The following is a 24,553-nucleotide window of genomic DNA, read 5'->3' as shown; positions in this document are numbered from 1 at the left end:
GAGAGGTACTAAAGGAGGGTATCGGAGATGATCCGGGCTCCGGGAACGGGGCCGTGGACGGCCACCGCGGTGTGCCCGCGGTGGGTCAGCTCCTCGGCGAGGACGCTGGCGGAGACGGAGTCCCGGGCCAACAAGGCGATGGTAGGGCCGGAACCGGAGACCATGCCGGCCAGGGCGCCGCGTGCTTCGCCCAAGCCGATGGTGTCGCGCAGTTGCGGCGCAAGGGTGATCGAAGCCCGCTGGAGATCGTTGATGAGGACGCGGCTCAGGGTTTCGGGATCCCCGTTGCGCAGGGCCTGCAAAATGGTGGGATCCACGGCAACCGGCTCGGGAATGTCCGCACCTTCGGAGTCACGCAAGCCATCCAGGGTACGGAACACGTCCGGGGTGGAGAGCCCGTAATCGGCGAAGACGAGCACCCAGTCCATTTGGGCCTTGGCCAGAGCCGGCGACAGTTTGTCGCCCACGCCGAGCCCGACGGCGGTGCCGCCAAGGAGCGAAAACGGCACGTCTGCGCCCAGTTCAGCCGCCAGATGCGCGAGTTCCTCGCGGGAAAGGCCGCTGTTCCATAGCGCATCGCAGGCCAGGAGCGTGGCCGCCGCGTCCGCGGAACCGCCGCCCATGCCGCCGGCGACCGGGACCCGTTTGGTGATCTCAAGGTGCACACCCGTGGGCTTTTCGGAGACCTCGGCCATTATTGCTGCAGCCTTGTAGGCGAGGTTTCGTTCGTCCAGGGGAATATCCACGCCGTCCAGGTCCAGCGTGCTGTCCGGACTGATGCTGACGGTGATTCCAGGGCCTTCGGTGCTGGTGGCCGCAACTTCTTCGTACAGGGATACGGCAAGGTAGACGCTCGCCACGGAGTGGTAGCCGTCTGGCCTGAGCGGACCAACGCTTAGGGAGACGTTGACCTTGCCGGGTGCCTTGACGCGGACTGTCCGGGCGTGGAAGCGGTCTCCCGCGAATGGGAGACCGCCCGGTCTGCTGGTTCCCGGATTCATGCGCCCACGGGGTGGCGGGCTTCGGCAATCCTGACATAGGCGGAGATATCCAGGACTTCGCCGCGTGCTGTGGGGTCGACGCCGGCCGCCACGAGGCAGCGTTCAGCCTCTGCGGCGCTTCCGGCCCACCCCGCCAAGGCGGCGCGCAGGGTCTTCCTGCGCTGGGCGAAGGCAGCGTCGATGACGGCGAAGACCTGCTCGCGGGTGGCGTGCGTAACGGGAGGTTCGTGCCGGGTGAAGGCGACCAGTCCGGAGTGGATTTTCGGTGCGGGCCAAAACACGTTCATCCCGATAACGCCGGCCTTGCGCATGTGCCCGTACCAGGCTGCCTTGACCGACGGAACGCCGTAGATCTTGGAGCCCGGGCTTGCAGCAAGGCGGTCGGCCACTTCGTCCTGCACCATGACCAGGCCATGTTGCAGGGTGGGGAAATGCTGGAGGAGGTGCAGGACCACGGGAACGGCCACGTTGTACGGGAGGTTGGCCACCAATGCCGTGGGGTTGACGGGCAGCTCCGTGACCTTCATGGCGTCGGAGAGCACCAGGTGGAAGTTGTCCTGGGCCTCCGGGCGCCATTCCCGCACCGTCTCGGGCAGTTTTCCTGCCAGGACGGGGTCGATCTCCACGGCCACGACATTCTTGGCCGCATCCAGGAGTCCGAGCGTCAGGGAACCCAGTCCGGGTCCCACTTCCAGTACGGTCTCGTCGGCATCGATAGCGGCCGCTGTCACGATCCTGCGGATGGTGTTTCCATCGATCACAAAGTTCTGCCCCAGTGTTTTCGTGGGGCGTACACCGATTTCCTCGGCGAGCCGCCGGATGTCGGTTGCGCCCATCAAAGGCGCGACGGCGGCGGGTTCGGAATTCGGTTCAGTCACCTAGGTATCGTATCGCCTGTCCGGGGTCAGGCTGCGTGCGCGCAGCCCCAGTCGCTGAGGCCGTTCTTGGCGTACAGGCGGTTGGCGATCTCGATCTGCTGGGCCTTGGTGGCGAGGTTTGCGGTCGGAGCGTAGGCGCCACCACCGTTGGCAAGCCAGGTGGGGCCGGAGAACTGGAGTCCACCGTAGTAGCCGTTACCGGTGTTGATGGCCCAGTTTCCACCGGACTCGCACTGGGCGATCCTGTCCCACATGGCCTCGTTCGGGGCACCGGTGGGACCGCTTGATACCGGGGCTGCTGCAGCAGCAGCGGCTGCGGGTGCTGCCACGGGGCGGGCCTTGGTGCCTACGCTGATCTTTTCTGCGACCGGCGGGGTGGACACGTTGCTGGAGACCAGGGTTCGCGACGCTTCGCGTCCATCCACGAGAACCAGCTTGAAGGTCTTGACCAGGGAACCGGCGACGCCTTCCTGGGTGACTTTTTCTTCACCCTTGAAGAGATCGGCGCTTTCGGTCTTGACGCTGTCGAACGGCACTTCTTCAGTGGCCTCGGCCGTCTTGCTGGTGTCCACGCGGGAAACCTTGATGACCATGTCCTGGATGACGGGGGCGTTGCCGGGCTGGGACAGGCGGTCGTTGGCGCCTACCGTGACACCGGCGTCCTTGAGGACGGTGGCAACGTCAGCAGCTGTGGTGGTGGTGCTGGTGCTCTTGCCGTCGGCAACCACGCTGATGGTCTTGGGGGTGGAAATGGAGACGAAGGAGCCCGTAACTTCCAGGGCAGCTTCCTTCGGCTGGGAAACCTGCGAGGAGCTGGCTACACCAAGTTCACTGACCAGTCCGGCGACGTCGGAGGCGGTGGTGTTGACCGTTTTGCGGGCGCCGTCCAGTTCAATGGAGACCGCCTTGGCCAGGTTGATGTTCACCACGGAGCCGTTATCGACACGCGCGTCCAGGGCCGGTGAAACGCGGTCTGCGTCCTTCAGCTCGACCTTGGCTGCCTTGACTACTTCGTCAACAGTGCCGCCAAAGGTCTGGATGGAGCTTACCTTTCCGTCAACGTTGAGGGTGACGGTCTTGTTGTTGCCGACGAAGGCGACCACACCGACCACCAGTGCTGCAACTACCAGCATCTGGGCACCTACTTTGAGGAAGCTGAACTTGCCATCCGTTGTGAAGAACTTGATCACGATTGCCCATAACTCTCAGACCATCCGGGCACGGGGAAAAGCACAGAAATAATGCCAGCCGCAAAACCGAGGGGCCAGGCAAAACTGCCTGGTCCCACTCTTGCTGCCGGCATCTGTGCCGCCAAAAAACATTCAACTGAACGGTCCGGAATCAACTGGACCAGTTGTCCGAAGGCCTTCCCCGACCCCGGCTACTTGTTTAACACAGTAACCGATCTGTTATAAACGATCCAAGACTTCTGCATACCGGGTATCCATCCCCGAACGCCGCTGCGCGCAAATCACTACTGGTTCAGGCCCAGGAACCGTAGGCTTCCAAGGTATTTTCGGCCAAGCGCGAACAGAGTTCGGCCAAGTCACTTTCTGTCACCTCGGCCATGGACCGGACGGTGTACGGGACCATGTAGCTCGCGTTCGGACGGCCGCGGTGCGGGTGGGGCGTCAGGAAGGGCGAGTCGGTTTCAACCAATATCCGGCTTGGCTCGGCGATGGCCAGCGCCGATCGCAGGTTTCCGGCATTCTTGAAGGTCATGGTGCCGGCGAAGGACATGTACCAACCGTTGTCATTGCAGATCCGTGCGAGTCCCTCGTCCCCCGAGAAGCAATGGAACACCACGCGTTCCGGCGCTCCTTCTTCCCGCAGTACCTGCACCACGTCGTCGTGCGCGTCGCGGTCATGGATCTGCAAGGTCAGTCCCAGTCGCTTGGCGATGTCGATGTGGCGACGGAAGGAATAGCGCTGGTGGGCCAGCCCCTCACCGTGGGTGCGGAAAAAGTCCAAACCGGTCTCGCCGATGGCCCGGACACGGGGATGTGCTGCCAGTTCCTCAATTTCCGCGAGCGCGGCATCCAATTCACCGCGGCCCGCATAAACGGGAGCATCGTTGGGGTGGATTGCCACTGCCCCCAGCAGCCGCGGATCAGCGTCCACGGCCTGCACAGTGAAGCGCGAAGACTCAAGGTCGCAGCCAACCTGCACAGCTCCCTGCACGCCAACTGCCTCTGCGGAGTCCATGGCATCCCGGACCGAAACCTCGATCAATCCGTGCCGGAAGTCCAGATGTGTGTGGTTGTCCATCACCGGTACGGGCAGGGGTTCGGGCGCGGGCGGGTATTCCCGGCGGGCGTCCGGCTTTTCGTCAGCGCCCGGTGACGCGCGGTAAGGGGCAGGAGCAAGGGAATTGCACATGCTCCCACCTTAATCGGACTGCGGTCCTCCTGCAGTCCGGATAAATTCCAGTTGGCACATAAATTCCGGGAGCACTATGTCAGGGACGGCCAAAGTCTGGGTAGTCTGGAACGGACAGGCGGCCAGCACCGGCGGTGCCGCGGCGAAGGCTGAAGGGCATTCCATGGAGTCAAAGCGACAAGCCACCGTTGAATCCTCGCCTCTTCAGGGCGAGGATTACAGTTCGCTGCCCCGTGATGGCGCAGGACTGAACGGGCACAGGCCCCAGGTCCTGGACCAGGACAGGTTCCATGATGCCAGCGAGCGCATCCTTGGATCCATTAACAAAGTCATCGACGGCAAGGCCGATGCCGCCAAGCTCGCGCTCACTGTCCTGCTCGCCCAAGGCCATCTGCTGCTGGAGGACGTACCCGGCGTCGGAAAGACCCTGCTGGCGAAGACGCTGGCCCGCACCGTGGACTGCACCGTCTCCCGTATCCAGTTCACCCCGGACCTGTTGCCCTCGGATGTGACCGGCGTTTCCATCTACAACCAGTCGTCACGGCAGTTCGAGTTCCGTCCCGGAGCGGTGTTCGCGAACATCGTGATCGGCGACGAAATCAACCGGGCATCGGCCAAAACCCAGTCTGCTCTGCTGGAATGCATGGAAGAGCACCAAGTCACTGTGGACGGCCATTCGTACCAGCTGGGTTTGCCGTTCATGGTGGTGGCAACCCAGAATCCGATCGAGATGGAGGGCACCTATCCGTTGCCCGAGGCCCAGCGCGACAGGTTCATGGCCAGAATCTCGATGGGGTATCCGGACAAGGACGCAGAAATCGAGATGCTGGAAACGCACCAGGCCACTTCTCCCCTGGCCAAAGTGACCCCGGTGGTCACGGCCAGCGACGTCGCGGCAATGATCGCCACAGTCCAACAGGTCCATGTCTCCACTGCGATCAAGGAATATACGGTGGCAATCGGCAGGGCCACCCGGGACAGTGCCCGCCTTCGCCTGGGTGCCAGTCCGCGGTCCCTGTTGCAGCTGCTGCGCACGGCGAAGGCCACAGCCGCTCTGGATGGCCGGGATTTCGTCCTTCCGGATGACGTGGTGGATGTCGCTGAATCAGTGCTCGCCCACCGGATCATCCTGGACCGCAAGGCGGCCAGTTCCGGTGATACGCCGCAGAGCGTCCTTCGTGGAATCCTGGGGTCGCTGCCGGTGGCCCAGGACCCGCCCGGTGCGTGGCGCAGGGACCGCCACGCCGTTTAGGAGGTACCCGCAATGGCACTCATGGACCGGCTTCCCAAACACCTGTTCACTTCCCGGGGCTGGGGTCTGCTGGCCGCGGGCGCAATCTCCCTTGGGGCCGCCTACGTGATGGGCCGGCGCGATCTTCTGACCCTTTCGGTACTTCTGCTCCTGCTCCCCCTGGTTGCCCTTGCCGGAGTACGGGTCCTCAAGCCCAAGTTCCAGGTGTACAGGGAGTTCAATCCGTCCACGGTGGAAACATCCAGCACCACCACAGTCCGCTTGGCTGTTGCGCGGACGTCCTATTCCACGGGGCATGTGATCATGGAGGAACAATTGCCGCCCCGTTTCGGCCAGCCGCCTGCTTTCCGTTTCCCCGCCCGTTCCGCTTCGGGAGGCACAAGCCGCTACGAGTACCACCTCCGATCCGGTAAGCGCGGACAGTTCCGGATCGGTCCCGTCACCGCAGAGTTCAGCGATCCCTTCGGCCTTTCCTTGCGGCGGCACTCAATCGACGACGGCGACCTCCTCACCGTGACGCCGGCCGCCGTCGAGCTTCCGGTCACCGGCCTCGCCGGGGCCCGCGGGAACGACGGCGTGACAGCGACGCGGATCCGCGCCAACCCCAGCGACGACGACATCATGACCCGCGAATACCGGCACGGCGACCCCATGCGCCGCGTCCATTGGGCTGCCACGGCACGTCACGGCCAGCTCATGGTCCGCCAGGAGGAATCCGTGACCACCCCGGAGGCCACCATTGTCCTGGATCAGCGCTTCTCGGCCTTCGCTGCCGGCGCTGGTTCCGTTTTTGGCGGCCATGACGAAGACTCCGACCTGGTGACTGGCCCGGATTTTGAATGGATGGTGACCGCCGCCGTATCGATCGCGGCGCATCTGTCGGAGCGGAACTATTCGCTGCGGATTCTGGATGTGTTCGGCGCACCGGCATTCCTCCGTTCCCGCTCGGCACCGGATCCCGACGCGGAGGAATTCTCCGGTGTTGGCGGCCTCCAGGCCATCGCGGAAGGGTTGGCGGCCATCGAGCTCAGCGGTCCCCGGCACGCCAGGGCGGAGCATCACCGGCCGGAGAACGGTTCCGGTCGCCCGAGGCCCCGGCCTGCACGCACCGAACATCCGGCAACAGGGCAACGCGACGTCAGGACGGGCCAGGCACCGGCCGACGCTGCAGATTCAGTCTTCGACGACAGGCTTATGGACAAGCTGGCGGCACACCGTTTGCGGGGACCGCTTCTGGCGTTGTTGGGTGCGCTGACACCCGCGGAAGCCAGGGCGCTGGCCCCTGCGGCCGCCTATGGCGCCAACGCCTTCGCCCTGGTGGTCAGCGATTCTTCGCGAAGCAGCGAGGATGCCCTGGAGATCCTGCGCCAGGCGGGCTGGCGGGTTGCCGCCGTGACCTCGAAGACCCAGTTGGCGTCTGCCTGGTCCTCCTTCGATGAAGGTGGAATAGTCGCCGCCGCAGGGGCTGCCATGGATGTCAGGCGTGGAGCGGCGGTGCCCCGATGACGACTACTTCCCACCGGAACTCCCCGGCCTCAAACCCAGCGAACGGAACGCCCGGCCAGAAGCAGCCAACACCACCGGCCCGCCCAAGGACTGCGGGTCCGGGACCCTACCCATGGGTCATGGCCGCTGCCATTTCCGTAGCCGTCCTGGGCGCCGCTTTGTCGCTGAACGGTGTCCTCAGGGGCTGGGCCTGGTTCCTGCCGCTGATCACCACTGTCCTGGTGGTTGGCCTGACCCTGGCCGTCCTTCGGGCCCTCCGCGCCCAGCCCTTGCTGGCCACGCTTGGATCCTTTGTCTCCCTGGCAGCCGTGCTCACCTTCACTTTCTGCCGCCAGGACAGCCTGGCCGGCTTCATCCCCACTACCAGTACCTTTACCGCCGTCGGGCGCCTGATCAAACGAGCGGCCGAGACGGTGGTCTCGGAGAGCGCGCCGGTGGCACCGAACGCCGGGATCGTATTCGTCATGTGTGCGTGCCTGGGGCTCCTGGTGATCCTCATTGACGCTTTGGCGGTTCCTTTGTCCATGCCTGCTGCCAGTGGCATCGGGATCCTGGCGGTGATGGTGGTCCCGGCCACCATCAAACCCCAGAGCGTGGGCGTTGCCGGTTTCCTGGGTGCCGCCGTGGGATACCTGCTGATTCTCGGGTGCAGCCACTGGTTCGCCCCCGATGCCCGCCTGCAGTCCGGGGCGGGGCGGGGCGCCGGGCAGTTCCGGCGGTCGTTGGTGACCGGCGGCCTGGCGCTGGCCTTGACCATGGTGGTGCCCCTGGCGATTCCGGGATTCGAAACGGGAACGTTTCCTGAGGGTTCGCGGCTGAGTCCCTGGGGTGCTTCCAACGGACTAAACCCGATGATCACCTTGGGCAACAGCCTTCGGAGCCCCACCGGATCAGGCCGGATCACTTACTCAACCAGCTCCAGCGCACCGCTTTACCTGCGCTCGGTCACCATTGACCACTTCGACGGCGAAACCTGGGCGCCGGATGACCGCACGGCGCAGCGCCGGGCAGGTGCGGACAGGATCGAAACGGGCTATGCAGTCCAGGGTGAAATCGTTAATGCCGTTACTTCCGTCAGCGCCGGCCAGTTCACCAGCCCCTACCTCCCCGCACCGTTCGCCCCTGCCTCCGTCAACGGCCTCAACGGTCGATGGACCTGGGACCCTGACACCCTGAGCATCATGAGTACGGAAACCACGACGCGAGCACAGCGCTACGTGGTTTTCTCGGCCGCACCCAAAGTCACGGCAGCGGCCCTGGCCCAAGCTACCGCGCCACCCCGCTCCATCTCCGATGATTTCCTCCGGGTTCCCGGCAACCTGCCGGACATCGTCCGGCAAACCGCAGACTCCGTTACGGCGCCCGCGGGCAACAACAATTACGCCAAGGCGTTGGCCATCCAGAAGTACCTGAGGTCGGGCGCGTTCACCTATTCACTGCAAGCACCTGTCCAGAACGGCTACGACGGCAACGGCCTCTCTGTCCTGGCCGATTTCCTCACGGTCAAGAGCGGCTATTGCGTCCACTTCTCCTCAGCCATGGCCGTCATGGCGCGCGCCGAAGGCATCCCGAGCCGCATCGCGGTTGGCTACGCTCCCGGCCGCCTTACGGGAGAATCGGTTGCCCTGGTGGGACAGGGTTCGTTCCCTGAATATGAGGTGGACGCCAGGGACGCCCACGCATGGCCTGAACTCTACTTTGAAGGTCTTGGCTGGGTCCCGTTCGAGCCCACACCCTCGCGCGGCGTGGTACCCGACTACGCAACGGAAAGCTCCGTTGCCGGCAACCTCAGCACCAACACTGACGAGAAAGAAACCCTCACCACTCCCGCCCCGGTGGCTACCGCTCCCGGCCCTATCCCGGAGGTGGGCACACCCGCAGCAGGGTCCCCCGGCGTCAATCCCCTTCCTGCGATCGCAGCCGCGACGGCAGGGGTGTTGTTGCTGCTCGCTTTCCTGTGCTCGCCGAGGCTCAGCAGGATTGCCCTTCGACGACGCCGGTTGAGCATCAAACCCAGGGCTGACTCGGACATTCTGCCGCCAGGATTCAAGGATCCCGCCCCGGAACTGGCATGGGCTGAACTGCAGGATCTTGCCAGCGACTACGGGGTTCCTTCGACCTCCAGCGAGACGCCCCGGCACTTCTCCAGCAAATTGCGTTCCAGCGCCGCTTTGGGCGAGTCGGGAGGGCTCGACGACGCCGCGCACCAGGCCGTCGCGTCCCTCACCTCGGACTTTGAACGGCAACGCTACGGCCGCCTTACGGTGGCGGCCCCGGCGGCCGCGCCCCGCATCGCCGTCGTGCGTGAGTCGTTGCGGAACAATGCACGCTGGCTGGTCCGGTTCCGCGCGGAGTGGCTCCCGCCGTCGATGATGCGGCGCTGGGCCCGGGCACTCGGTGCGCCGTTCCGGGCCGTGGCTGCGCTGGGCAAGGCTGTGGCTTGGGCAGCCGTCCGCGGCTGGCGGTCCCTGCGCGGGGTCCTCCCCCAGCGGCGCTGACGCAGCGCCGGCGGTCTACGTCACTGAACGTCAAAGGGCCCGGCAGCGGAACTTGTGGTTCCGCTGCCGGGCCCTTCAATCGTCAACCGTCTTGTTGCGAGAGCGGTGGACGGGATCCCTGCGCAGTCTAGTCGGCGTACGGGTCCGCGATACCTACGTACTGGGTGTAGAGGTACTCTTCGATGCCTTCGGAGCCGCCTTCGCGGCCCAGGCCGGACTGCTTGACGCCACCGAACGGTGCGGCGGCATTGGAGATCACGCCGGCGTTGAGGCCAAGCATGCCGGTCTCGAGGCGTTCGCTGATCCGCAGGCCACGGTTCAGGTCCTTGGTGAAGACGTAGGCCACCAGGCCATATTCGGTGTTGTTGGCCAGGCGGACGGCATCGTCTTCCGTGGAGAAGGTGATGATCGGGGCTACCGGTCCGAAGATCTCTTCCTGCAGGATGCGGGCATCAGCAGCAACGTTCTTCAGCACCGTGGGCTTGTAGAAGTAGCCGGGACCATCCACGTGCGCACCACCGGTAACCGCCGTGGCGCCACCTTCGACAGCTTCGGTGACGAGGGCGTGGACGCCGTCGCGGGCCTTGCCGTCAATCAGCGGACCAACCTTGGACTCAGGCTCGGTACCACGGGCGGTGGTCAGCGAACCGATCTTCGCGGCGAACTTCTCAGCGAAGGAATCCGCGATGGACTCGTGCACGATGAAGCGGTTGGCCGCCGTGCATGCCTCGCCCATGTTGCGCATCTTCGCGGCGATGGCGCCTTCAACGGCTTTGTCCAGGTCCGCGTCCTCGAAGACAACGAACGGGGCGTTGCCGCCGAGTTCCATGGAGGTACGCAGGACTTTGTCCGCAGCTTCACGGATGAGGGCCTGGCCCACCGGGGTGGAGCCGGTGAAGGAGATCTTGCGGAGGCGGTCGTCCTTGATCAGCGGACCCGTCACGGCACCGGCCGTGGAGGTCTGGATGACGTTCAGGACGCCGGCCGGGAGGCCTGCTTCCTGCATGACCTGGGCGAACAACAGGCTGGTCAGCGGGGTCAGGTTGGCGGGCTTGAGCACCATGGTGCAACCGGCGGCGACGGCGGGGGCAACCTTGCGGGTGGCCATGGCCAGCGGGAAGTTCCACGGGGTGATCAGCAGGCAGGGACCAACCGGCTTCTTCTGCACGAGCAGGCGGTTCTTGCCGTCCGGGGCTGCGGAATAGCGGCCGGAAACACGCACCGCTTCTTCGGAGAACCAGCGCAGGAACTCGGCACCATAGGTCACTTCACCACGTGCCTCGGCCAACGGCTTGCCCATTTCCAGGGTCATGAGGAGGGCGAAGTCCTCGGCGCGCTCAGTCACCAGCTCGAAGGCGCGGCGCAGGATCTCGCCGCGTTCGCGCGGGGCCGTGCGGGCCCAGTCAGCCTGGGCGGCAGCAGCGGCGTCGAGTGCGGCGGCGCCGTCCTCAGCACCGGCGTCGGAGATGCTGAGCAGGACCTTGCCGGTGGCCGGGTCCTCAACATCGAAAGTTTTTCCCGATCCGGCCGGACGCCACTGACCGTTGATCAGCAGGCCGGTGGGAACGGAAGCCAGCAGTTCGCTTTCGCGTTCAACCGTGACAGTCATGGCGACTCCTTCGTCTAGGGTGCTTTGGAGATTTGCACCACTGGGGGTTCCTTGCCAGAAGTGGCTTGAATTACTGCCACGGTACTGCCCGGCCGGAAGCAGTGTCTACGCCTTGACGCACTGCCATACGGATGCCAATTTGTGCAGGTGCACAGCCATGTCAGCGGGCAGCAAGGACCGCCGAGTACAGCTCCCGTTTGCTGACCCGGGCGTCCTCGGCTACTGCCGCAACCGCTTCCTTGAGGCGGATCCCCTGCGATATGAGCTCGTTGACTGCCGCAACGTGGTCTTCGGGTTTGCCGGGCTCCTGTTCAGGCGCACCACCGACTACCACTGCTATTTCGCCGCGGACTTCGTTGTTCTCGGCCCACTCCAGCAGCTCACGGAGGGTTCCGCGGATGACTTCCTCGTAGGTCTTGGTGAGTTCCCGGCAGACAGCAACCCGGCGTTCGGCGCCGAAACGCTCGTGCAACGCGCGCAGCATGACCTCAAGCCGGTGCGGAGCCTCGAAGAAGACCATGGTGCGGCGTTCATCAGCGAGGTCGGCCAGGCGCGAGTTCCGCTCTCCCGACTTTCGGGGCAGGAAGCCTTCAAAGCAGAAGCGGTCCGTGGGTAGCCCGGACAGGGCAAGGGCGGTCAGAACGGCCGAAGGACCAGGGACCGCAGTGACCGTCAAACCGGCTGCAACGGCACCTTCCACCAAGCGGAACCCGGGGTCCGAGACTGCCGGCATGCCGGCGTCGCTGACCATCAGGATGGTTTTTCCGGCGCGGACGTGGTCCAGGAGTTCGCCTGTCTTGGCTACTTCATTGTGCTCGTGGTAGCTGATGACGCGTCCGGAAACCTCCACGCCCAGTGCTGTCACCAGACGGTGCAGGCGGCGGGTGTCCTCTGCCGCCACGATGTCGGACGTAGCCAGGAGCTCCACCAAACGGGTGGACGCATCGCCGACGTTCCCTATGGGAGTCGCCGCCAGGACGATCCTGCCGACCCCCGGTGCCGCACCGGAACCCGGGGCTACCGAAGGAAGCGCCCCGTCCTCGTCGTCGCTGAAGCGGGCCTCGTCCGGGGTATTGCGCTGTTCGTCCACCTGCCAAGCCTAATGCCGCGATGCCTGCAACGCCTCACCTCAACGCTGCGGCAAGCATGGAAAGGTAGCATGGGCGGGTGAACCAGTCGCCCGTTCCTGCCGCCGCTTCCGGCACTCCTGTGGCGTCGTCCGCCGTAGCCGAAACGGATGAGCCCGCAGTCCAACGTCCAGCCGGCCACCTCGACGACGCCGCGAAAGCACATAATGCAGTGCGCGGCGGCACGAGGCAGGCCGGCACCGGATACCTGCCGGGCCGGGGCCTTGAACGCCACCGTTGGATAGAGCGGCCCGCAGAGGCTTTCAGCGTGGAGGCCCTGCGCACCCGCCTGATCGGCGGAATCCAGAGCTGGCGCGACTACCCTGCGTCCCTGCGGTTGTGGTTCTGGCTGATTCCCACCATCACCGCCGTCCTGGGCGGAATTCTCCGCTTCTTCAGGCTTGACGCCCCGCACAGCCTGGTTTTTGACGAAACCTACTACGTCAAGGACGCGTACTCCTACTTGGTGAGCGGCTATGAACGAAGCTGGCCGTCCAACGCCAACGACTCCTTCAATGCCGGCAATCCCGATGTCCTCCTGAACACCCCCGAGTATGTGGTCCATCCACCGGTGGGCAAATGGATGATCGCTTTCGGAATGTGGCTGTTCGGCGGAGACAACCCCTTTGGCTGGCGCTTCAGCGCGGCACTGACCGGCACGCTGACGGTATTCCTCGTGGCGCTCATCGCCATGAAGCTTTTCCGCTCCCACACGCTCGGGGCGGTTGCGGGCCTGCTGCTCGCCGTTGACGGACACCACCTGGTGCTCTCCCGGACAGCCCTGCTGGATGTCTTCCTCGCGTTCTGGATCTTCGCCGCCTTCGGTGCCCTGCTGTTGGACCGCGACGACGGCCGCCGTCGTCTGGCTTCCCGGCTCGCCGCGCAGGCGGCTGCTTCACCAAGCGGCATCCCGTTGACCAGCCAGCTGGTGGCAGGTCCTTGGCTGGGCATGCGGTGGTGGCGCCTCGTTGCCGGCATCTGCCTCGGACTCGCTGTGGGCACCAAATGGTCGGCGCTGTTCTTCGTGGCTGCCTTCGGCGTGATGACTGTGCTCTGGGATCTGAACGCCCGCCGGATTGCCGGGATCCGGAATTGGTTCAGCGCAGGCATCATCAAGGACGGGATCCCGGCGTTCTTCACCATCATTCCGGTTGCCGTTGTCACCTATATCGCCAGCTGGACCGGCTGGTTCCTGTCCAAGGACGCCTACTACCGGCAATGGGCCACCACCAACCCGGCACCTGGCTGGGACTGGCTGCCTGACCCGGTAAGGTCCCTGGCCCACTACCACCTGGAAGCCTACAAATTCCACCAGGGGCTCAGCTCAGACCACCCCTATGAATCCAGCCCGTGGACGTGGCTGGTCATGGGCCGTCCCACGTCGTTCTATTACCAGTCCCCCAAACAGGGAACCTCGGGTTGCCTCGTGGAGACCTGCTCCTCGGCGATCCTGCCCGTGGGAAACCCCGTGGTCTGGTGGGGCGGAACCATTGCCCTGGTCATCCTCTTGTTCTGGTGGGCGGGACGTCGCGACTGGCGGGCCGGTGCCATCCTCGCCGGTGTTGCTGCCGGCTACCTGCCCTGGTTCATGTACCCCGAACGCACCATGTTCATCTTCTATGCGGTCTCCTTTGAGCCCTTCCTCGTGCTTGGCCTGACGTACGTGTTGGGATTGGTGCTGGGCCGCAGCAGCGATCCGCCGTGGCGGCGACGGTCAGGACTCTACGTCGTGGCCGTGGTCCTGGTGCTGGCTGTCCTCGCAACGGCTTTCTTCTATCCGGTGCTCACGGCAGAAGTCATCAGTTACCAGGAATGGCGCATGAGAATGTGGATGCCATCGTGGATCTAGGAGGCAAGCAGTGAGGGAAGCAAGCACGGAGCTCCTCTTCGAAGCCGACACGGACTCCAACGTCACCGACCTCCTTCTGGAGCGGTGCGCCAAGGATCCGTTCGGCGTCCTGTACGCGCACAACACCCCCAACGGGTGGCTGAACGTGTCAGCTGCCAGGTTCCTGGCGGACGTCACCGCCCTGGCCAAGGGCCTCATCGCAGGCGGCCTCACCCCAGGTGACCCTGTGGCGGTGCTGTCACGTTCGAGCTTCGAATGGACCTTGGTGGACTTCGCCATCTGGATGGCGGGCGGCGTCACGGTGCCCATCTACGAGACCTCCTCTGCCAGCCAGATCGAATGGATCCTGGCTGATTCCGGAGCCCGCCGCATCTTCGTGGAGGACGCCTCAAAGGCCGCGCTCGTCCATTCCGTCGTGGAAAAGTCAGGCCTCCTCGGCGAGGACCCCGTCGCCATCATCCGGATGGAGCACGACGGTGACGCACCCAACCTGACCAGTGTGTCCGCCGTCGGCATCGGCGTCATGGACGCTGAGCTGGAGCGGCAACGCAGCACGGCAAAACTGGCCGACATCGCCTCCATCGTTTACACCTCAGGCACCACAGGCAAACCCAAAGGGTGCGAAATCACCCACGGCAACTTTGTGCTGGTGGCCAGGAACGTTATTCCGTTCCTCCCGGAGCTTTTGATGCAGCCCGGCGCGCGGACCCTCATGTTCCTTCCGCTTGCCCATGTCCTGGCCAGGGCTGTGCAGGTTGTTTGCCTCACTGCCGGTATCACCCTGGGGCACAGCGCCGGTGCCAGCGGTCTGATGGCGGACCTGGGTTCGTTCAAGCCGACGTTCCTGCTTGCGGTTCCCCGGATCTTCGAGAAGGTCTACGCCGGGGCCAGCCACAAGGCCGCAATGTCAGGCAAGTCCGCCCTCTTCTCGGCGGCTTCTTCAACAGCGGTGGAATATTCGACGGCGGTGGACCTCGCCTCCCGCGGTGAGGGGCCGGGTCCGGGTTGGCTGCTGAGAACCAAGCACAGGACCTTCGACAAACTCCTGTATCCCAGGGTGCGGGAAGTCTTTGGCGGCGATGTCGGCTACACGGTGTCCGGCGCCAGTCCCCTGAGCCCACGGGACAACCACTTCTTCCACGGTGCCGGGGTTCCCGTCCTGGAGGGCTACGGGCTGACCGAGACCACGGCGCCCTGCACAGTGAACACCCCCACCATGTCCCGGATCGGAACGGTGGGCATCCCGTTGCCGGGCACCACCATCCGCGTGGCCGACGACGGTGAGGTGCTGGTCAAGGGCATCGGAGTGTTCAAGGGCTACCACGGAAACCCGGAGGCCACGGAGGCCGCCTTTGTGGACGGGTTCTTCCGCACAGGGGACCTGGGCGAGCTCGACTCCGACGGCTTCCTGACCATCACCGGCCGCAAGAAGGATCTCCTGGTGACGGCCGGCGGCAAGAACGTCGCTCCCGGCCCCCTGGAAGAAAAGTTGCGCGAACACCCGTTGGTGGGTCAGGCCGTGGTGGTCGGAGACGGGCGTCCTTTTGTGGCGGCCTTGATCAGTCTCGACCCCGAGGGCCTTGCGGATTGGTGCTCGGAGAATAAAACCGGTGCCCTGTCCCTCGAAGAAGCAGTCCGCGACGACCGCGTCAAGGCGGCCGTGCAGTCTGCTGTTGATGAGGCCAACAAGCTCGTCTCGGCCGCCGAATCCATCAGGAAGTTCGCTTTCATCACGGCGGAGCTCAGCGTCGAGTCCGGACACCTGACTCCGTCACTCAAGCTCAAGCGGGCGGCTGTGGTGGGAGACTTCGCGTCGATTGTCGAAAAGCTATACGCCAAGTAGGCCCACCACCTAGCAGCTCGTGGCCACCACCTGGTTCTGCCCTTTTCAGCACCTAATTTTGCCCAATCACCACCTAGCCAGGCCAATCTCTGCCTAGGTGGTCCTGGTGCACCCGTAGCGTTTCCTTCACGAACCAACGTTCAAAAGGGATCTCATGACAAGTCCATCACGCATACCAACACCCGCGCTCTACTATTCGCGTGTCCGGTCTACCTTGGTACCGCGAATCATGGGTTTCACCATGATTACGCTAAGCCCGGTGCTGTTCGGGCTGATCGTCCTCAAGAACACGCCGGAAGTGCTCTTCGCACCGCTACTCACCACCGCAGCTGGTTCATTCATCGCTTTCATGACCGTCACCGTCAAGGTCGACCCGCAAAACGTCGTGATCGCCTTCTGCGACGTCTTCAAGCGGACACTGCCCAGGGACCACATCGCAACGGTGACCACCGACAACGCGGCCGGTCCCAGCGGTTACGGGCTCCGCTATCTGGGGCCCGGGATGGTCGGTTACCTCGTCGGCGGTCCCGAGATCCATATCGGGATGAAAAGCGGCAAGGCCGTTATCGCCAGCACGGACCGCCCTGAACAGCTCATTTGTGTTCTGACCGGAAGTCACCCTCCGGGACAGTAGGTCTAGCGCTTTGAGCTCGTCGTTTCCTTGGAAAGGGCATCATCGTCTTCGGCTGCGCCGTCAACCGCACCATCAGAATCCTCGTCATCGAGCTTCTCCTGGGAAACGGCAACGCCGCGGCGCCGCTTCGTGGGCCACGTGAAGATGAACGTCAACGTCGCCGCGATGAACACCAAAGCACCGATCACGATGCCCGCGTCAACCCAGAACTGTCCCGGGAAGAGCCGGATCAGGGTGTCCTCCAAGGAGAACGTCCATGTGCCATTGGCAAAGAAGATCCGGTGGAATTCGGTGAAGAACTGCTGCCAGCTCAAAGCTGCCAGAACCGCAAGGCCGATGATGATGACAAGCGTGACAATGGAGCCGGCGAACAAGCCGCGGCGGATCCCGCCATTGCTGCGCTTTCGCAGGTACACAATGGCGATAATGCTGAGGATGATGAGCAGGACTCCCGCGCCGAATGAGGACAGAATCACCATCTTGACGTCCGCCATGTGCGCGACTTCGCTGTCCTTGAACAGCTTGGCGCCGTCTTGGTTGACCAAGCCTCCCAGGTACCGGGGACCCGCCCAGTTGCTGAGGTAGTCAACGGCATAGGAGCCATAGGTCATACGGTCGTCAGTGTTGAAGCCATAGCCGTCACCGGGGAAACCGGGACGGTTGTACTCCACCCACAGGAACAGTGGACTCGTGACCGCCCTGACTGCCAGAACCAAGAGGATCACGGGGTAGAAGACAGCCAACAGCACCTGGAAAACCCGGGGCCCTACAGGCTTGACCTTTGCCGCCTGCTCCCGTTCAGCATTGCGCCTGGCCACCTCATCTTCCGGCGGCCGGACCTGGAGGGCCGACGTCGGCAGCGGTTCGGAATAGTGCGACGGCTGCTTGCCGGAAGAGGCATTCGCAAGTGTGTCAGCGAACAGCGGCGGCTCCGTGTCGGCGTCCGCGGCTTCTGCAGCCTTCCGGTCTGCGCGGCTCTCCGGCTGGGCCGTTCCGGGCGCAGCTGACGCTTTTCCAGGCGCTCCAGACGCCGGTGCAGGCGCGGCGGTTGAGGCCGCGGATGAGGCACCACTGGACGTCTTTGGCTTCATCCAGTCGAAGGCCGGTTCGTTGGGGTCCTCGTGGACGTCCGTGTCCGGTTCTTGTGGTTTTGGGCTCTTGTCGCTCACAGCGGGGGTTCACTTCCGTAGGCATCCACCGGCGATTGCGTGCTGCCGGCTCTCTTGTCTGCCTTCGAGCCTACCGCCCGGCTTTGCGCCGACACGAGGAACTACCCCGCCTTGGAGCAGATTGAAACGCAACTGTAAGGTCTACGCGGCGATGCTTCTGTAACCGCCATCGTTGGCGTCCAAGTCACCTGTCTCCCCCGCACGGACAGCCCGGCCGCCAACAAGCAGCGTGTACGTCCAATAGCCGGCCAGCACCAGCGCGCCGATGGTGATCTTGGCCCAGACGGGGAGCTGGCTCGGAGTGACGAATCCTTCAACGATGCCGGAAACCAGGAGGACCAGCACCAGGCCCAGTGCGATGGTGATCAATGACCGCCCTTCATCCGCAACAGCCTGCATCCGGGTCCTGGGGCCGGGCCGCACCATGGCCCAGAAAATCCTGAGCCCTGCGGCGCATGCAATGAACACAGCCGTGAGTTCCATCAGGCCGTGGGGCAGGATGTAGCTGAAGAAGACGTCGATCTTGCCCGTTGCCAGGAAGACACCGGCGGCAACTCCCACGCCCTGGGCATTCATGAAAAGAATGTAGGGCACCCAGAATCCTGTGATGCCGAAGGCCACGGCTTGGGCGGAAATCCAGGCGTTGTTGGTCCACACGGCGCCGGCGAAGGAAGCCGCCGGATTCTCGGAGTAGTAATCGATGAAGTCTTCCTCGACGTACCTGCGCACCCTCTCGTCGCTGCCGAAGACGGCTCGAAGCGCATCCGGGGAGGTACCTATCCAGAAGGCATACGCGGCACCGACAACCGTGAAGGCCAGCCCGCACCAAAGGGTCAGCCACCTGATCCGGTAGAAGGCGGCCGGCAACGAGATGACGAAGAAGCGGGCCAGGTCTTCCATGAAGTTCGAGCGGGCACCGGTAAACCTGGTGCGCGCCTGCGCCAACGCGGCGGACAACGACGACGACAGACCGGTTTCAGGAGCCACCGAACGGATCAGGGACAGGTGCCCGGAAACTGTTTGGTACAAGCGCAGCAGTTCATCCGCCTCGTCTCCCGTCAACCGGCGCTTGTGCGCCAGGAAATGAAGCCGCGACCATTTGTCCCCATGTACGGCCGAGAAGGCATCGATGTCCACGGCACCACCCTAATGCCTGAGGCCCGCGCGAGCGCCTGATCGGCGTCGTTTTGGCCTGTCACGCCGCTAGACTCGTTGTGCAGGCGCTGCTGGGCGCCGCATTGTCCGGAAGGCGTGGGGGCTGGCTTGAGTTCGATCATCACAGGCGAGGCAGTGGTCCTCGAGCTGCGCTCAGCGTCTTTTGCGGCCCGGGGGCTGGGCCTGATCCTCGACGTCATCTCGCAGGTGGTCCTCGCGATACTCCTGATCATCCTGGTCCTGATGGCTTCTTCGGACCTGGACGAGTCGGCCATCCGGGCTCTGGTCCTCAGCAGCGTCGTTTTCTCTGTGGTGGTCGTCCCTGTCACTGTGGAGACCCTCACCCGAGGCCGGTCGCTGGGTAAGCTCGCCACGGGTTTGCGGATCGTCCGTGACGACGGCGGTTCCATCCGTTTCCGGCACGCCCTTATCCGCGGGCTCCTCGGTTTCCTGGAAATCTACCTGACCTTCGGCGGACTGGCCATCGGAGTGGCGCTGTTCAACGAGAAATCGAAGCGGCTGGGCGATATCGTTGCCGGCACGTATTCGCTCCGCCTGCGCGTTCCCTCGAAACCCCGTATCGTGCCCAACGCACCGCACTATCTGCAGGGGTGGATTGCCATGGCGGACATCGGCAGGGTCCCGGACGCCACCGCGCGCCGGGCAGGGACGTTTGTACAGCAGGCTTACCTGATGGCTCCCGCCTCACGCCTGGCCATGGCGATGTCCCTGGCCACGGAACTCGCACGCTATGTCGCACCGCCACCGCCGCCCGGCACGATCCCCGAGGACTACATTGGCGCAGTCCTCGGGGAACGACGCAACCGGGAGCTGGCGCGCCTGCGTCAGGCCGAACAGCGGAACGCCACGGTGGGCGCCCGCTTGCGCAAGCTGCCGTTTACCCAGGAGCCCTAGTTCCGGGCTGCCGGAGCCAGTGATCCGGTCTGGTGAGTTCCGTGGGCAGGAGCGTCCGTGCATCGCCTTCGGCAGCATTGACCTGCGGTTGAGTCAGGTAGAGGGCCCTGGACAGGTCCGCCCCCGCCAGCTCTGCACCACGAAGATCCGCCCCCAGAAGATCCACGTCAGCCAGGTCGCTGCCTGCCAGGTTGGCCCCTATCAGGTACGAACCCCGCAGATCTGCTCCACAGAGGCGCTGGTTCCCCAGGTCTGCGCCCATCAGGTCGGCACCCGGCTGGAGGCCGCCGTCGTGACTTTGCCGGTCTTCCGCGCCGTAGGACGCGCGGACTTCTTCGCTGACCTCCATCAGGAGGGCCCGCACCTGCCCGTGGTAGGTTTCGACGTCGGCACCCAGGACCGTGGCTGCGTCACCCACGGCGGTGGTCGCCAGCTGTTCCGCAAGGTGGGCGGCTGCAGAGGCGAGCTCGGGGTCGAACGTCCGTTGCCGGGCCTCGTTCAGGTACCAGAGCATCTCGTGGAGTTGCCTGACCCTTTTGAAAACGTCGAACATCGAGGACGCGGAGGCAGGGTTGTCCCGCCAGCTGTTTCCCCCGAAAGTGTGCTGGGAAACGAGCTGGCCGGCGCCGAAGCAATCGAAAACTGTGCAGCCGCGGAAACCGCGGGGGCGCAGCCGTTGGTGGATGGCACAGGAAAAGTCCCCGGCCAGGTTTGGGCACGCCGAGGCGGCAGGCTTGTCGATGGCAAAGTCCGCTGAGCGGGTAAATCCCAGTGCGGTGCAGCACAGCGCAAAGCAGTTGCTGCAGTCAGGGCGAAGAATTGGTGTGATGGTCATGCGGTGCTCCAAATGATGAAGAGGGTCCGGGGTAAGGAGCCGGGGAACCCGTCAGCGGGTTCCCCTGAGGGACACCCGTGATCACCAGAGGGCAGCACAAAGTGGAGGCCAACACATGGTCGGCACAAATAGTCCGGGTCAAAGCGAAGTCCGGGTCAAAGCGCGCAGGAAATAATCACTGCGGCCATCTTAACAGCAGGTCTACCGTTGGGCGTAGCTGGCCCAGGGAATGTTCCAGTCGCCGAAACCCTCCAGTGGCTCGACAGCCGGGGCTCCCGTGTTCAGGATCTGCACCACGTCGCCGGTCTTCATGTTGTTGAAGAACCAAGCGGCATCATCCGGCAGCAGGCCGACACAGCCGTGCGAGACGTTGACGCGGCCGATGGCTCCCCACGCTGATTCCAGCGCCTGGTGGACATAGACTCCGGACCACGTGAGGCGGTTGGCGTAGTCCACCACCATTGGGGCGTAGTAGCCCTTGTCGCCGGGCTTCAGGCCGATGCTGCCGGCGTTGAAATTGGATTTGCGTTCCTGCTCCAGGATCACTGCGTAACCGGTGGGCGAGAGCCAGTCTTCGCCGCCGAGAGACACGGGCGCGGTGTGGAGCAGTTGGCCGTCGGAGTACACGTTCATGGTCTTGGTGGTGTCATCCACCACGGCAATCCGCTGCGGACCCGTCGTAAAGGTGGAGACGACGTCCCCATTACCGATCATGTTGTTGCCGAAATCCACACCAAGCAGCTTCATGTCCACTGTGACAGTAGTGCCGGAGGCCCAGAATGCCTCGGGCCGGATCCGCACTTTCTTGTCGGAGTACCAGTGCCATGCCACAGGTTGGCCGGACGACACAGTGATGGCCACCCGCTTCTCCATGGCCACCTTGTCCACGACGGGTTCGCTGAAGTTGATTTCGATGGGCTGGCCTGAGCCTGCCGTGGTGCCGTTACGGGGGTAGATGGACGCGTCTGCCTCGTACGCGGCGGAAACCGTGGTGAAGGTCTGGGTCTTCTTGGTTTCCTTGCCGGCGGTGTCCACGACGGTGAAGGAGTAGTTGTACTGCGTCTTGAACTTCAGGACTTCCTGGGTAGTCCAGGTAGAGCCGTCAGGACTGATCTTGCCCACCACGGGCGCCCCGCCACCGGCAGGGGTCAAAACGACATCCTTGACCTTGCCGTTGACCGCCTTGATCTGGGGACCCACCACGGGATTCCATTCAACAGCCCCATCCAGCGGAGTGATGCCCAACTCCACGGGCTTGGCCTCGATGGTGGGAGTCGGGGAAGGTGCAGCAGCGTTGTTCTGCGTAGAACCGGGGAGCAATCCGGGTATGGTGGCCACGCCGATTCCGCCCGCCACAATGGCGGCGCAAATCCCTATGATGGCAAGGACCTTGCCCGTTTTCCGTTTGGCGGCCTGTGTCATGGTTCCCGTCATCCTGTCCCCCGGCAAGCTATACCGAACACCCAATTCTAGCCGAAAGGCCGGCCACGCTGTTCGCGTGTCCGGCCTTTCGCCATCGAATGTTCTTTGCGGAGGGCTGCTAGTAGCGGTAGTGCTCCGGCTTGTACGGACCCGCAACGTCCAGGTCCAGGTAGTCTGCCTGGTCCTTGCTCAGCTCGGTCAATTCCACTCCCAGGGCGTCCAGGTGCAGGCGCGCCACCTTCTCGTCCAGAATCTTCGGCAGAACGTAAACCTGCTTCTGGTACTCGCGCTCCCCGGCTGGCTGGTCCTTCTTGGTCCAGAGTTCGATCTGCGCGATCGTCTGGTTGGCGAACGAGTTGCTCATCACGAAGGACGGGTGGCCCGTGGCGTTGCCCAGGTTCAGCAGGCGGCCTTCGGACAGGACGATGATGGACCGCTCGGAGGCTGTCCCGGAGTCGAAGACCCACTCGTGGACCTGCGGCTTGATCTCGACCTTCTTGACGCCGGCAACCTTGGCAAGACCTGCGATGTCGATCTCGTTGTCGAAGTGGCCGATGTTGCCCACGATTGCTTTGTTCTTCATGCCAAGCATGTGCTCGGCCATGATGACGTCCTTGTTGCCGGTGGTCGTGATGAAGATGTCGCCTTGCGCCAGCACCGTCTCAAGCCTGGCCACCTGGTAGCCGTCCATTGCTGCCTGGAGGGCGCAGATGGGGTCGATCTCAGTAACGATGACCCGCGAACCCTGGCCACGCAACGCCTCGGCGGCGCCCTTGCCGACGTCGCCATAACCGCAGACGACGGCGACCTTGCCGCCCATCAGCACGTCCGTGGCCCTGTTGATGCCGTCCGGGAGCGAGTGGCGGATGCCGTACTTGTTGTCGAACTTGCTCTTGGTGACGGAGTCGTTGACGTTGATGGCCGGGAACAGCAGCTTGCCCTGCTCGGCGAGCTGGTACAGGCGGTGGACACCGGTGGTGGTTTCCTCGGTGACACCCTCGATGCGCGCTGCCAAGCGCGTCCACTTCTGCGGGTCGGCTGCGAGGGTCCTGCGGAGGAGGTTCAGGATGTGGACGTACTCTTCGGGATCGTCCTCGGTGGCGGCAGGAACTGCGCCGGCTGCCTCGAAGTCCACGCCCTTGTGCAGCAGCAGTGTTGCGTCGCCGCCGTCGTCGAGGATCATGTTGGGACCCAGCTCGGGGTTGGTCTCAGCGCCGGGCCAGGTAAGGATCTGCTCGGCAGTCCACCAGTACTCTCCAAGGGTTTCGCCCTTCCAGGCGAAAACCGGAACACCCTGGGGATCTTCCGGGGTGCCCTTGCCCACAACGACGGCAGCCGCGGCTTCGTCCTGGGTGGAGAAGATGTTGCAGGAGGCCCAACGCACCTCTGCGCCCAACGCGGTGAGGGTCTCGATGAGAACGGCCGTCTGGACCGTCATGTGCAGCGAACCCGCGATCCGTGCACCCCTGAGCGGCTGCGAAGCACCGAACTCGGCCCGAAGCGACATGAGGCCGGGCATTTCGTGCTCGGCAAGGCGGATCTGGTGGCGGCCTGCCTCGGCGAGGGAAATATCAGCCACTTTGTAGTCGAAAGTCATGGAAGTCCTTAGGGGTACCGTGCGGGTGTTAAGAAAAAGGGGCTGCTAGGCCTTGGCATCATGCTGGCTGGAGCCGGCCGCGTTGGCCGCTGCCAGGAGTTCCGGCGGCAGGAGCAGCGGAATGCCGTCCTCGATCGAGTAGCGGAGCTTTTCGCCGTCCGCGGCGGCAGCTGTTGATACCAGCTCCTCGCCCTCCTGGACCAGCGGTGAACCCGTCACGGGGCAGCGCAGGATGGACAACAGTTCAGGACTGACCTTTGGCATGAATGATGCTCCCTGGGTGGCGCCGGCCTGGCGCCGCTGGCGGATTTATCTGCAGATTCCAGACTACCGCGCAAGATCGCAGGGTTTTGATCACGACGCCGCTTTGAGTCACGACGCCGGTGCAGTCACCTTCGGTGGCTTAGGACGGTTCGCGGAGGATCCGCAGGTGTCCCCGGCGGGTACCTTCGACGCTTGCGGGCGGCTCCATCTGCGTGTGGTTGTGGCGGGCCGGCGTTTCGGGTGCCGCGGAGGCAGCCTCACGGACGGCGTTGGCCAGAGCGAGCAGATCGTCGGGTCCGGGCTGCGGTGGCGTGCTGGGCATGGCCAGGCGCAGCACTTCCCAACCCCGGGGAACGGTGAGGCTCTCGGCGTGCTGCGTGCAGAGGTCGTAGGCGTGCGGTTCGGCGTACGTGGCTAGGGGACCCAGGACGGCCGTTGAATCGGCGTACACGTACGTCAAAGTGGCCACCGCAGACTGGCGGCAGGCTGATCTTGAACACTGACGAATAGCACCCACAACATCCCAGATTAGCGCCACTTGGCTCCCGTGGCGCGCATTGAGCGTCCGTGGCTGCCCGGGAGGGGCTGGTATCGGCAGCTCCGGCGCGGTGCGCACGATG

General features: G+C 64.2%; 20 protein-coding genes. 7 read left to right on the top strand and 13 right to left on the bottom strand.

Features of this window, described 5'->3' with window-relative positions:
- Positions 1-8 precede the first annotated feature (8 nt).
- The 4 genes from HMI60_RS10515 to HMI60_RS10500 form a co-directional block, all read right to left on the bottom strand.
- Positions 9-1,001, bottom strand: a complete 993-nt coding sequence (locus tag HMI60_RS10515) for a 4-(cytidine 5'-diphospho)-2-C-methyl-D-erythritol kinase (protein ID WP_018777338.1) — start codon at positions 999-1,001, stop codon at positions 9-11.
- The gene (rsmA, locus tag HMI60_RS10510) at positions 998-1,879 is read right to left on the bottom strand and encodes a 16S rRNA (adenine(1518)-N(6)/adenine(1519)-N(6))-dimethyltransferase RsmA (RefSeq protein ID WP_193589609.1); all 882 of its coding nucleotides are present in this window, start codon (positions 1,877-1,879) and stop codon (positions 998-1,000) included. Before rsmA ends, HMI60_RS10515 begins: the two co-directional genes overlap by 4 nt.
- Positions 1,880-1,905: 26 nt before the next feature.
- On the bottom strand, positions 1,906-3,069 hold the full coding sequence (locus HMI60_RS10505; RefSeq protein ID WP_193589608.1) for a resuscitation-promoting factor: 1,164 nt from the start codon (positions 3,067-3,069) through the stop codon (positions 1,906-1,908).
- 292 nt (positions 3,070-3,361) lie between these two features.
- Entirely contained in the window at positions 3,362-4,258 is an 897-nt protein-coding gene (locus tag HMI60_RS10500; protein WP_055974914.1) for a TatD family hydrolase, read from the bottom strand.
- Between the two features lie 163 nt (positions 4,259-4,421).
- Between HMI60_RS10500 and HMI60_RS10495 the strand changes: the two genes are divergently transcribed.
- From HMI60_RS10495 to HMI60_RS10485, 3 genes are read left to right on the top strand one after another with little or no spacing between them, the layout of a single operon-like run.
- Positions 4,422-5,510 (top strand): MoxR family ATPase, encoded by a 1,089-nt coding sequence (locus HMI60_RS10495; protein WP_193591164.1) that lies wholly within the window; start codon positions 4,422-4,424, stop codon positions 5,508-5,510.
- A 12-nt stretch (positions 5,511-5,522) separates the two neighbouring features.
- A complete protein-coding gene (locus HMI60_RS10490; RefSeq protein ID WP_193589607.1) occupies positions 5,523-7,016 on the top strand; it encodes a DUF58 domain-containing protein in 1,494 nt (497 codons plus the stop codon).
- On the top strand, positions 7,013-9,514 hold the full coding sequence (locus tag HMI60_RS10485; protein ID WP_193589606.1) for a DUF3488 and transglutaminase-like domain-containing protein: 2,502 nt from the start codon (positions 7,013-7,015) through the stop codon (positions 9,512-9,514). Before HMI60_RS10490 ends, HMI60_RS10485 begins: the two co-directional genes overlap by 4 nt.
- Before the next feature lie 127 nt (positions 9,515-9,641).
- Here the strand turns inward: HMI60_RS10485 and HMI60_RS10480 are convergent, their stop codons facing one another.
- The gene (locus tag HMI60_RS10480) at positions 9,642-11,123 is read right to left on the bottom strand and encodes an NAD-dependent succinate-semialdehyde dehydrogenase (RefSeq protein ID WP_018777331.1); all 1,482 of its coding nucleotides are present in this window, start codon (positions 11,121-11,123) and stop codon (positions 9,642-9,644) included.
- Positions 11,124-11,283: 160 nt separating this feature from the next.
- On the bottom strand, positions 11,284-12,213 hold the full coding sequence (gene rsmI / locus HMI60_RS10475; RefSeq protein WP_370583985.1) for a 16S rRNA (cytidine(1402)-2'-O)-methyltransferase: 930 nt from the start codon (positions 12,211-12,213) through the stop codon (positions 11,284-11,286).
- A 209-nt stretch (positions 12,214-12,422) separates the two neighbouring features.
- Here rsmI and HMI60_RS10470 point away from each other — a divergent pair, with 209 nt between their 5' ends.
- The 3 genes from HMI60_RS10470 to HMI60_RS10460 all read left to right on the top strand — a co-directional run bounded on the left by HMI60_RS10470 (position 12,423) and on the right by HMI60_RS10460 (position 16,576).
- Positions 12,423-14,099, top strand: a complete 1,677-nt coding sequence (locus tag HMI60_RS10470; protein WP_370584106.1) for a dolichyl-phosphate-mannose--protein mannosyltransferase — start codon at positions 12,423-12,425, stop codon at positions 14,097-14,099.
- 10 nt (positions 14,100-14,109) lie between these two features.
- Positions 14,110-15,942 carry a long-chain fatty acid--CoA ligase gene (locus HMI60_RS10465; protein ID WP_193589604.1) on the top strand — a complete coding sequence of 611 codons (1,833 nt, stop codon included), beginning with the start codon at positions 14,110-14,112 and terminating at the stop codon, positions 15,940-15,942.
- A gap of 241 nt (positions 15,943-16,183) precedes the next feature.
- Positions 16,184-16,576, top strand: coding sequence for a hypothetical protein (locus tag HMI60_RS10460; protein WP_193589603.1), 393 nt, complete (start codon positions 16,184-16,186; stop codon positions 16,574-16,576).
- A 2-nt stretch (positions 16,577-16,578) separates the two neighbouring features.
- Here the strand turns inward: HMI60_RS10460 and HMI60_RS10455 are convergent, their stop codons facing one another.
- Both HMI60_RS10455 and HMI60_RS10450 read right to left on the bottom strand, forming a co-directional pair.
- Positions 16,579-17,745: a TIGR01906 family membrane protein gene (locus HMI60_RS10455; protein ID WP_018777326.1), complete on the bottom strand. Its 1,167-nt coding sequence runs from the start codon at positions 17,743-17,745 to the stop codon at positions 16,579-16,581.
- A gap of 141 nt (positions 17,746-17,886) precedes the next feature.
- Complete coding sequence (locus tag HMI60_RS10450) at positions 17,887-18,882, bottom strand: stage II sporulation protein M (RefSeq protein ID WP_018777325.1); 996 nt, start codon at positions 18,880-18,882, stop codon at positions 17,887-17,889.
- Positions 18,883-19,008: 126 nt separating this feature from the next.
- On the opposite strand from HMI60_RS10450, the gene HMI60_RS10445 reads away from it, so the two are divergent.
- Positions 19,009-19,815: an RDD family protein gene (locus tag HMI60_RS10445; protein WP_110504572.1), complete on the top strand. Its 807-nt coding sequence runs from the start codon at positions 19,009-19,011 to the stop codon at positions 19,813-19,815.
- Here the strand turns inward: HMI60_RS10445 and HMI60_RS10440 are convergent.
- The 5 genes from HMI60_RS10440 to HMI60_RS10420 form a co-directional block, all read right to left on the bottom strand.
- The gene (locus tag HMI60_RS10440) at positions 19,799-20,650 is read right to left on the bottom strand and encodes a pentapeptide repeat-containing protein (protein WP_193589602.1); all 852 of its coding nucleotides are present in this window, start codon (positions 20,648-20,650) and stop codon (positions 19,799-19,801) included. The genes HMI60_RS10445 and HMI60_RS10440 overlap by 17 nt on opposite strands.
- A gap of 201 nt (positions 20,651-20,851) precedes the next feature.
- Entirely contained in the window at positions 20,852-22,084 is a 1,233-nt protein-coding gene (locus tag HMI60_RS10435) for an Ig-like domain-containing protein (protein WP_193589601.1), read from the bottom strand.
- Between the two features lie 106 nt (positions 22,085-22,190).
- Positions 22,191-23,669, bottom strand: a complete 1,479-nt coding sequence (gene ahcY, locus HMI60_RS10430) for an adenosylhomocysteinase (RefSeq protein ID WP_193589600.1) — start codon at positions 23,667-23,669, stop codon at positions 22,191-22,193.
- Between the two features lie 45 nt (positions 23,670-23,714).
- Entirely contained in the window at positions 23,715-23,933 is a 219-nt protein-coding gene (locus tag HMI60_RS10425) for a Trm112 family protein (protein ID WP_018777320.1), read from the bottom strand.
- 139 nt (positions 23,934-24,072) lie between these two features.
- Positions 24,073-24,450 carry a DUF3499 domain-containing protein gene (locus tag HMI60_RS10420; RefSeq protein WP_026267105.1) on the bottom strand — a complete coding sequence of 126 codons (378 nt, stop codon included), beginning with the start codon at positions 24,448-24,450 and terminating at the stop codon, positions 24,073-24,075.
- Positions 24,451-24,553: the final 103 nt, after the last annotated feature.

This window comes from Paenarthrobacter sp. YJN-D, assembly GCF_015040335.1.
GTDB lineage: Bacteria > Actinomycetota > Actinomycetes > Actinomycetales > Micrococcaceae > Arthrobacter > Arthrobacter nicotinovorans.
This window is presented reverse-complemented; position numbering and strand designations above follow the sequence as displayed.

Coding starts and splice junctions, on each gene's coding strand:
- HMI60_RS10460 (WP_193589603.1), top strand. CDS start 16,184: ATGATTACGCTAAGCCCGGTGCTGTTCGGGCTGATCGTCCTCAAGAAC.
- HMI60_RS10440 (WP_193589602.1), bottom strand. CDS start 20,650: ATGACCATCACACCAATTCTTCGCCCTGACTGCAGCAACTGCTTTGCG.
- ahcY (WP_193589600.1), bottom strand. CDS start 23,669: ATGACTTTCGACTACAAAGTGGCTGATATTTCCCTCGCCGAGGCAGGC.
- HMI60_RS10435 (WP_193589601.1), bottom strand. CDS start 22,084: ATGACGGGAACCATGACACAGGCCGCCAAACGGAAAACGGGCAAGGTC.
- HMI60_RS10425 (WP_018777320.1), bottom strand. CDS start 23,933: ATGCCAAAGGTCAGTCCTGAACTGTTGTCCATCCTGCGCTGCCCCGTG.
- HMI60_RS10480 (WP_018777331.1), bottom strand. CDS start 11,123: ATGACTGTCACGGTTGAACGCGAAAGCGAACTGCTGGCTTCCGTTCCC.
- HMI60_RS10485 (WP_193589606.1), top strand. CDS start 7,013: ATGACGACTACTTCCCACCGGAACTCCCCGGCCTCAAACCCAGCGAAC.
- HMI60_RS10500 (WP_055974914.1), bottom strand. CDS start 4,258: ATGTGCAATTCCCTTGCTCCTGCCCCTTACCGCGCGTCACCGGGCGCT.
- HMI60_RS10490 (WP_193589607.1), top strand. CDS start 5,523: ATGGCACTCATGGACCGGCTTCCCAAACACCTGTTCACTTCCCGGGGC.
- HMI60_RS10515 (WP_018777338.1), bottom strand. CDS start 1,001: ATGAATCCGGGAACCAGCAGACCGGGCGGTCTCCCATTCGCGGGAGAC.
- HMI60_RS10495 (WP_193591164.1), top strand. CDS start 4,422: ATGGAGTCAAAGCGACAAGCCACCGTTGAATCCTCGCCTCTTCAGGGC.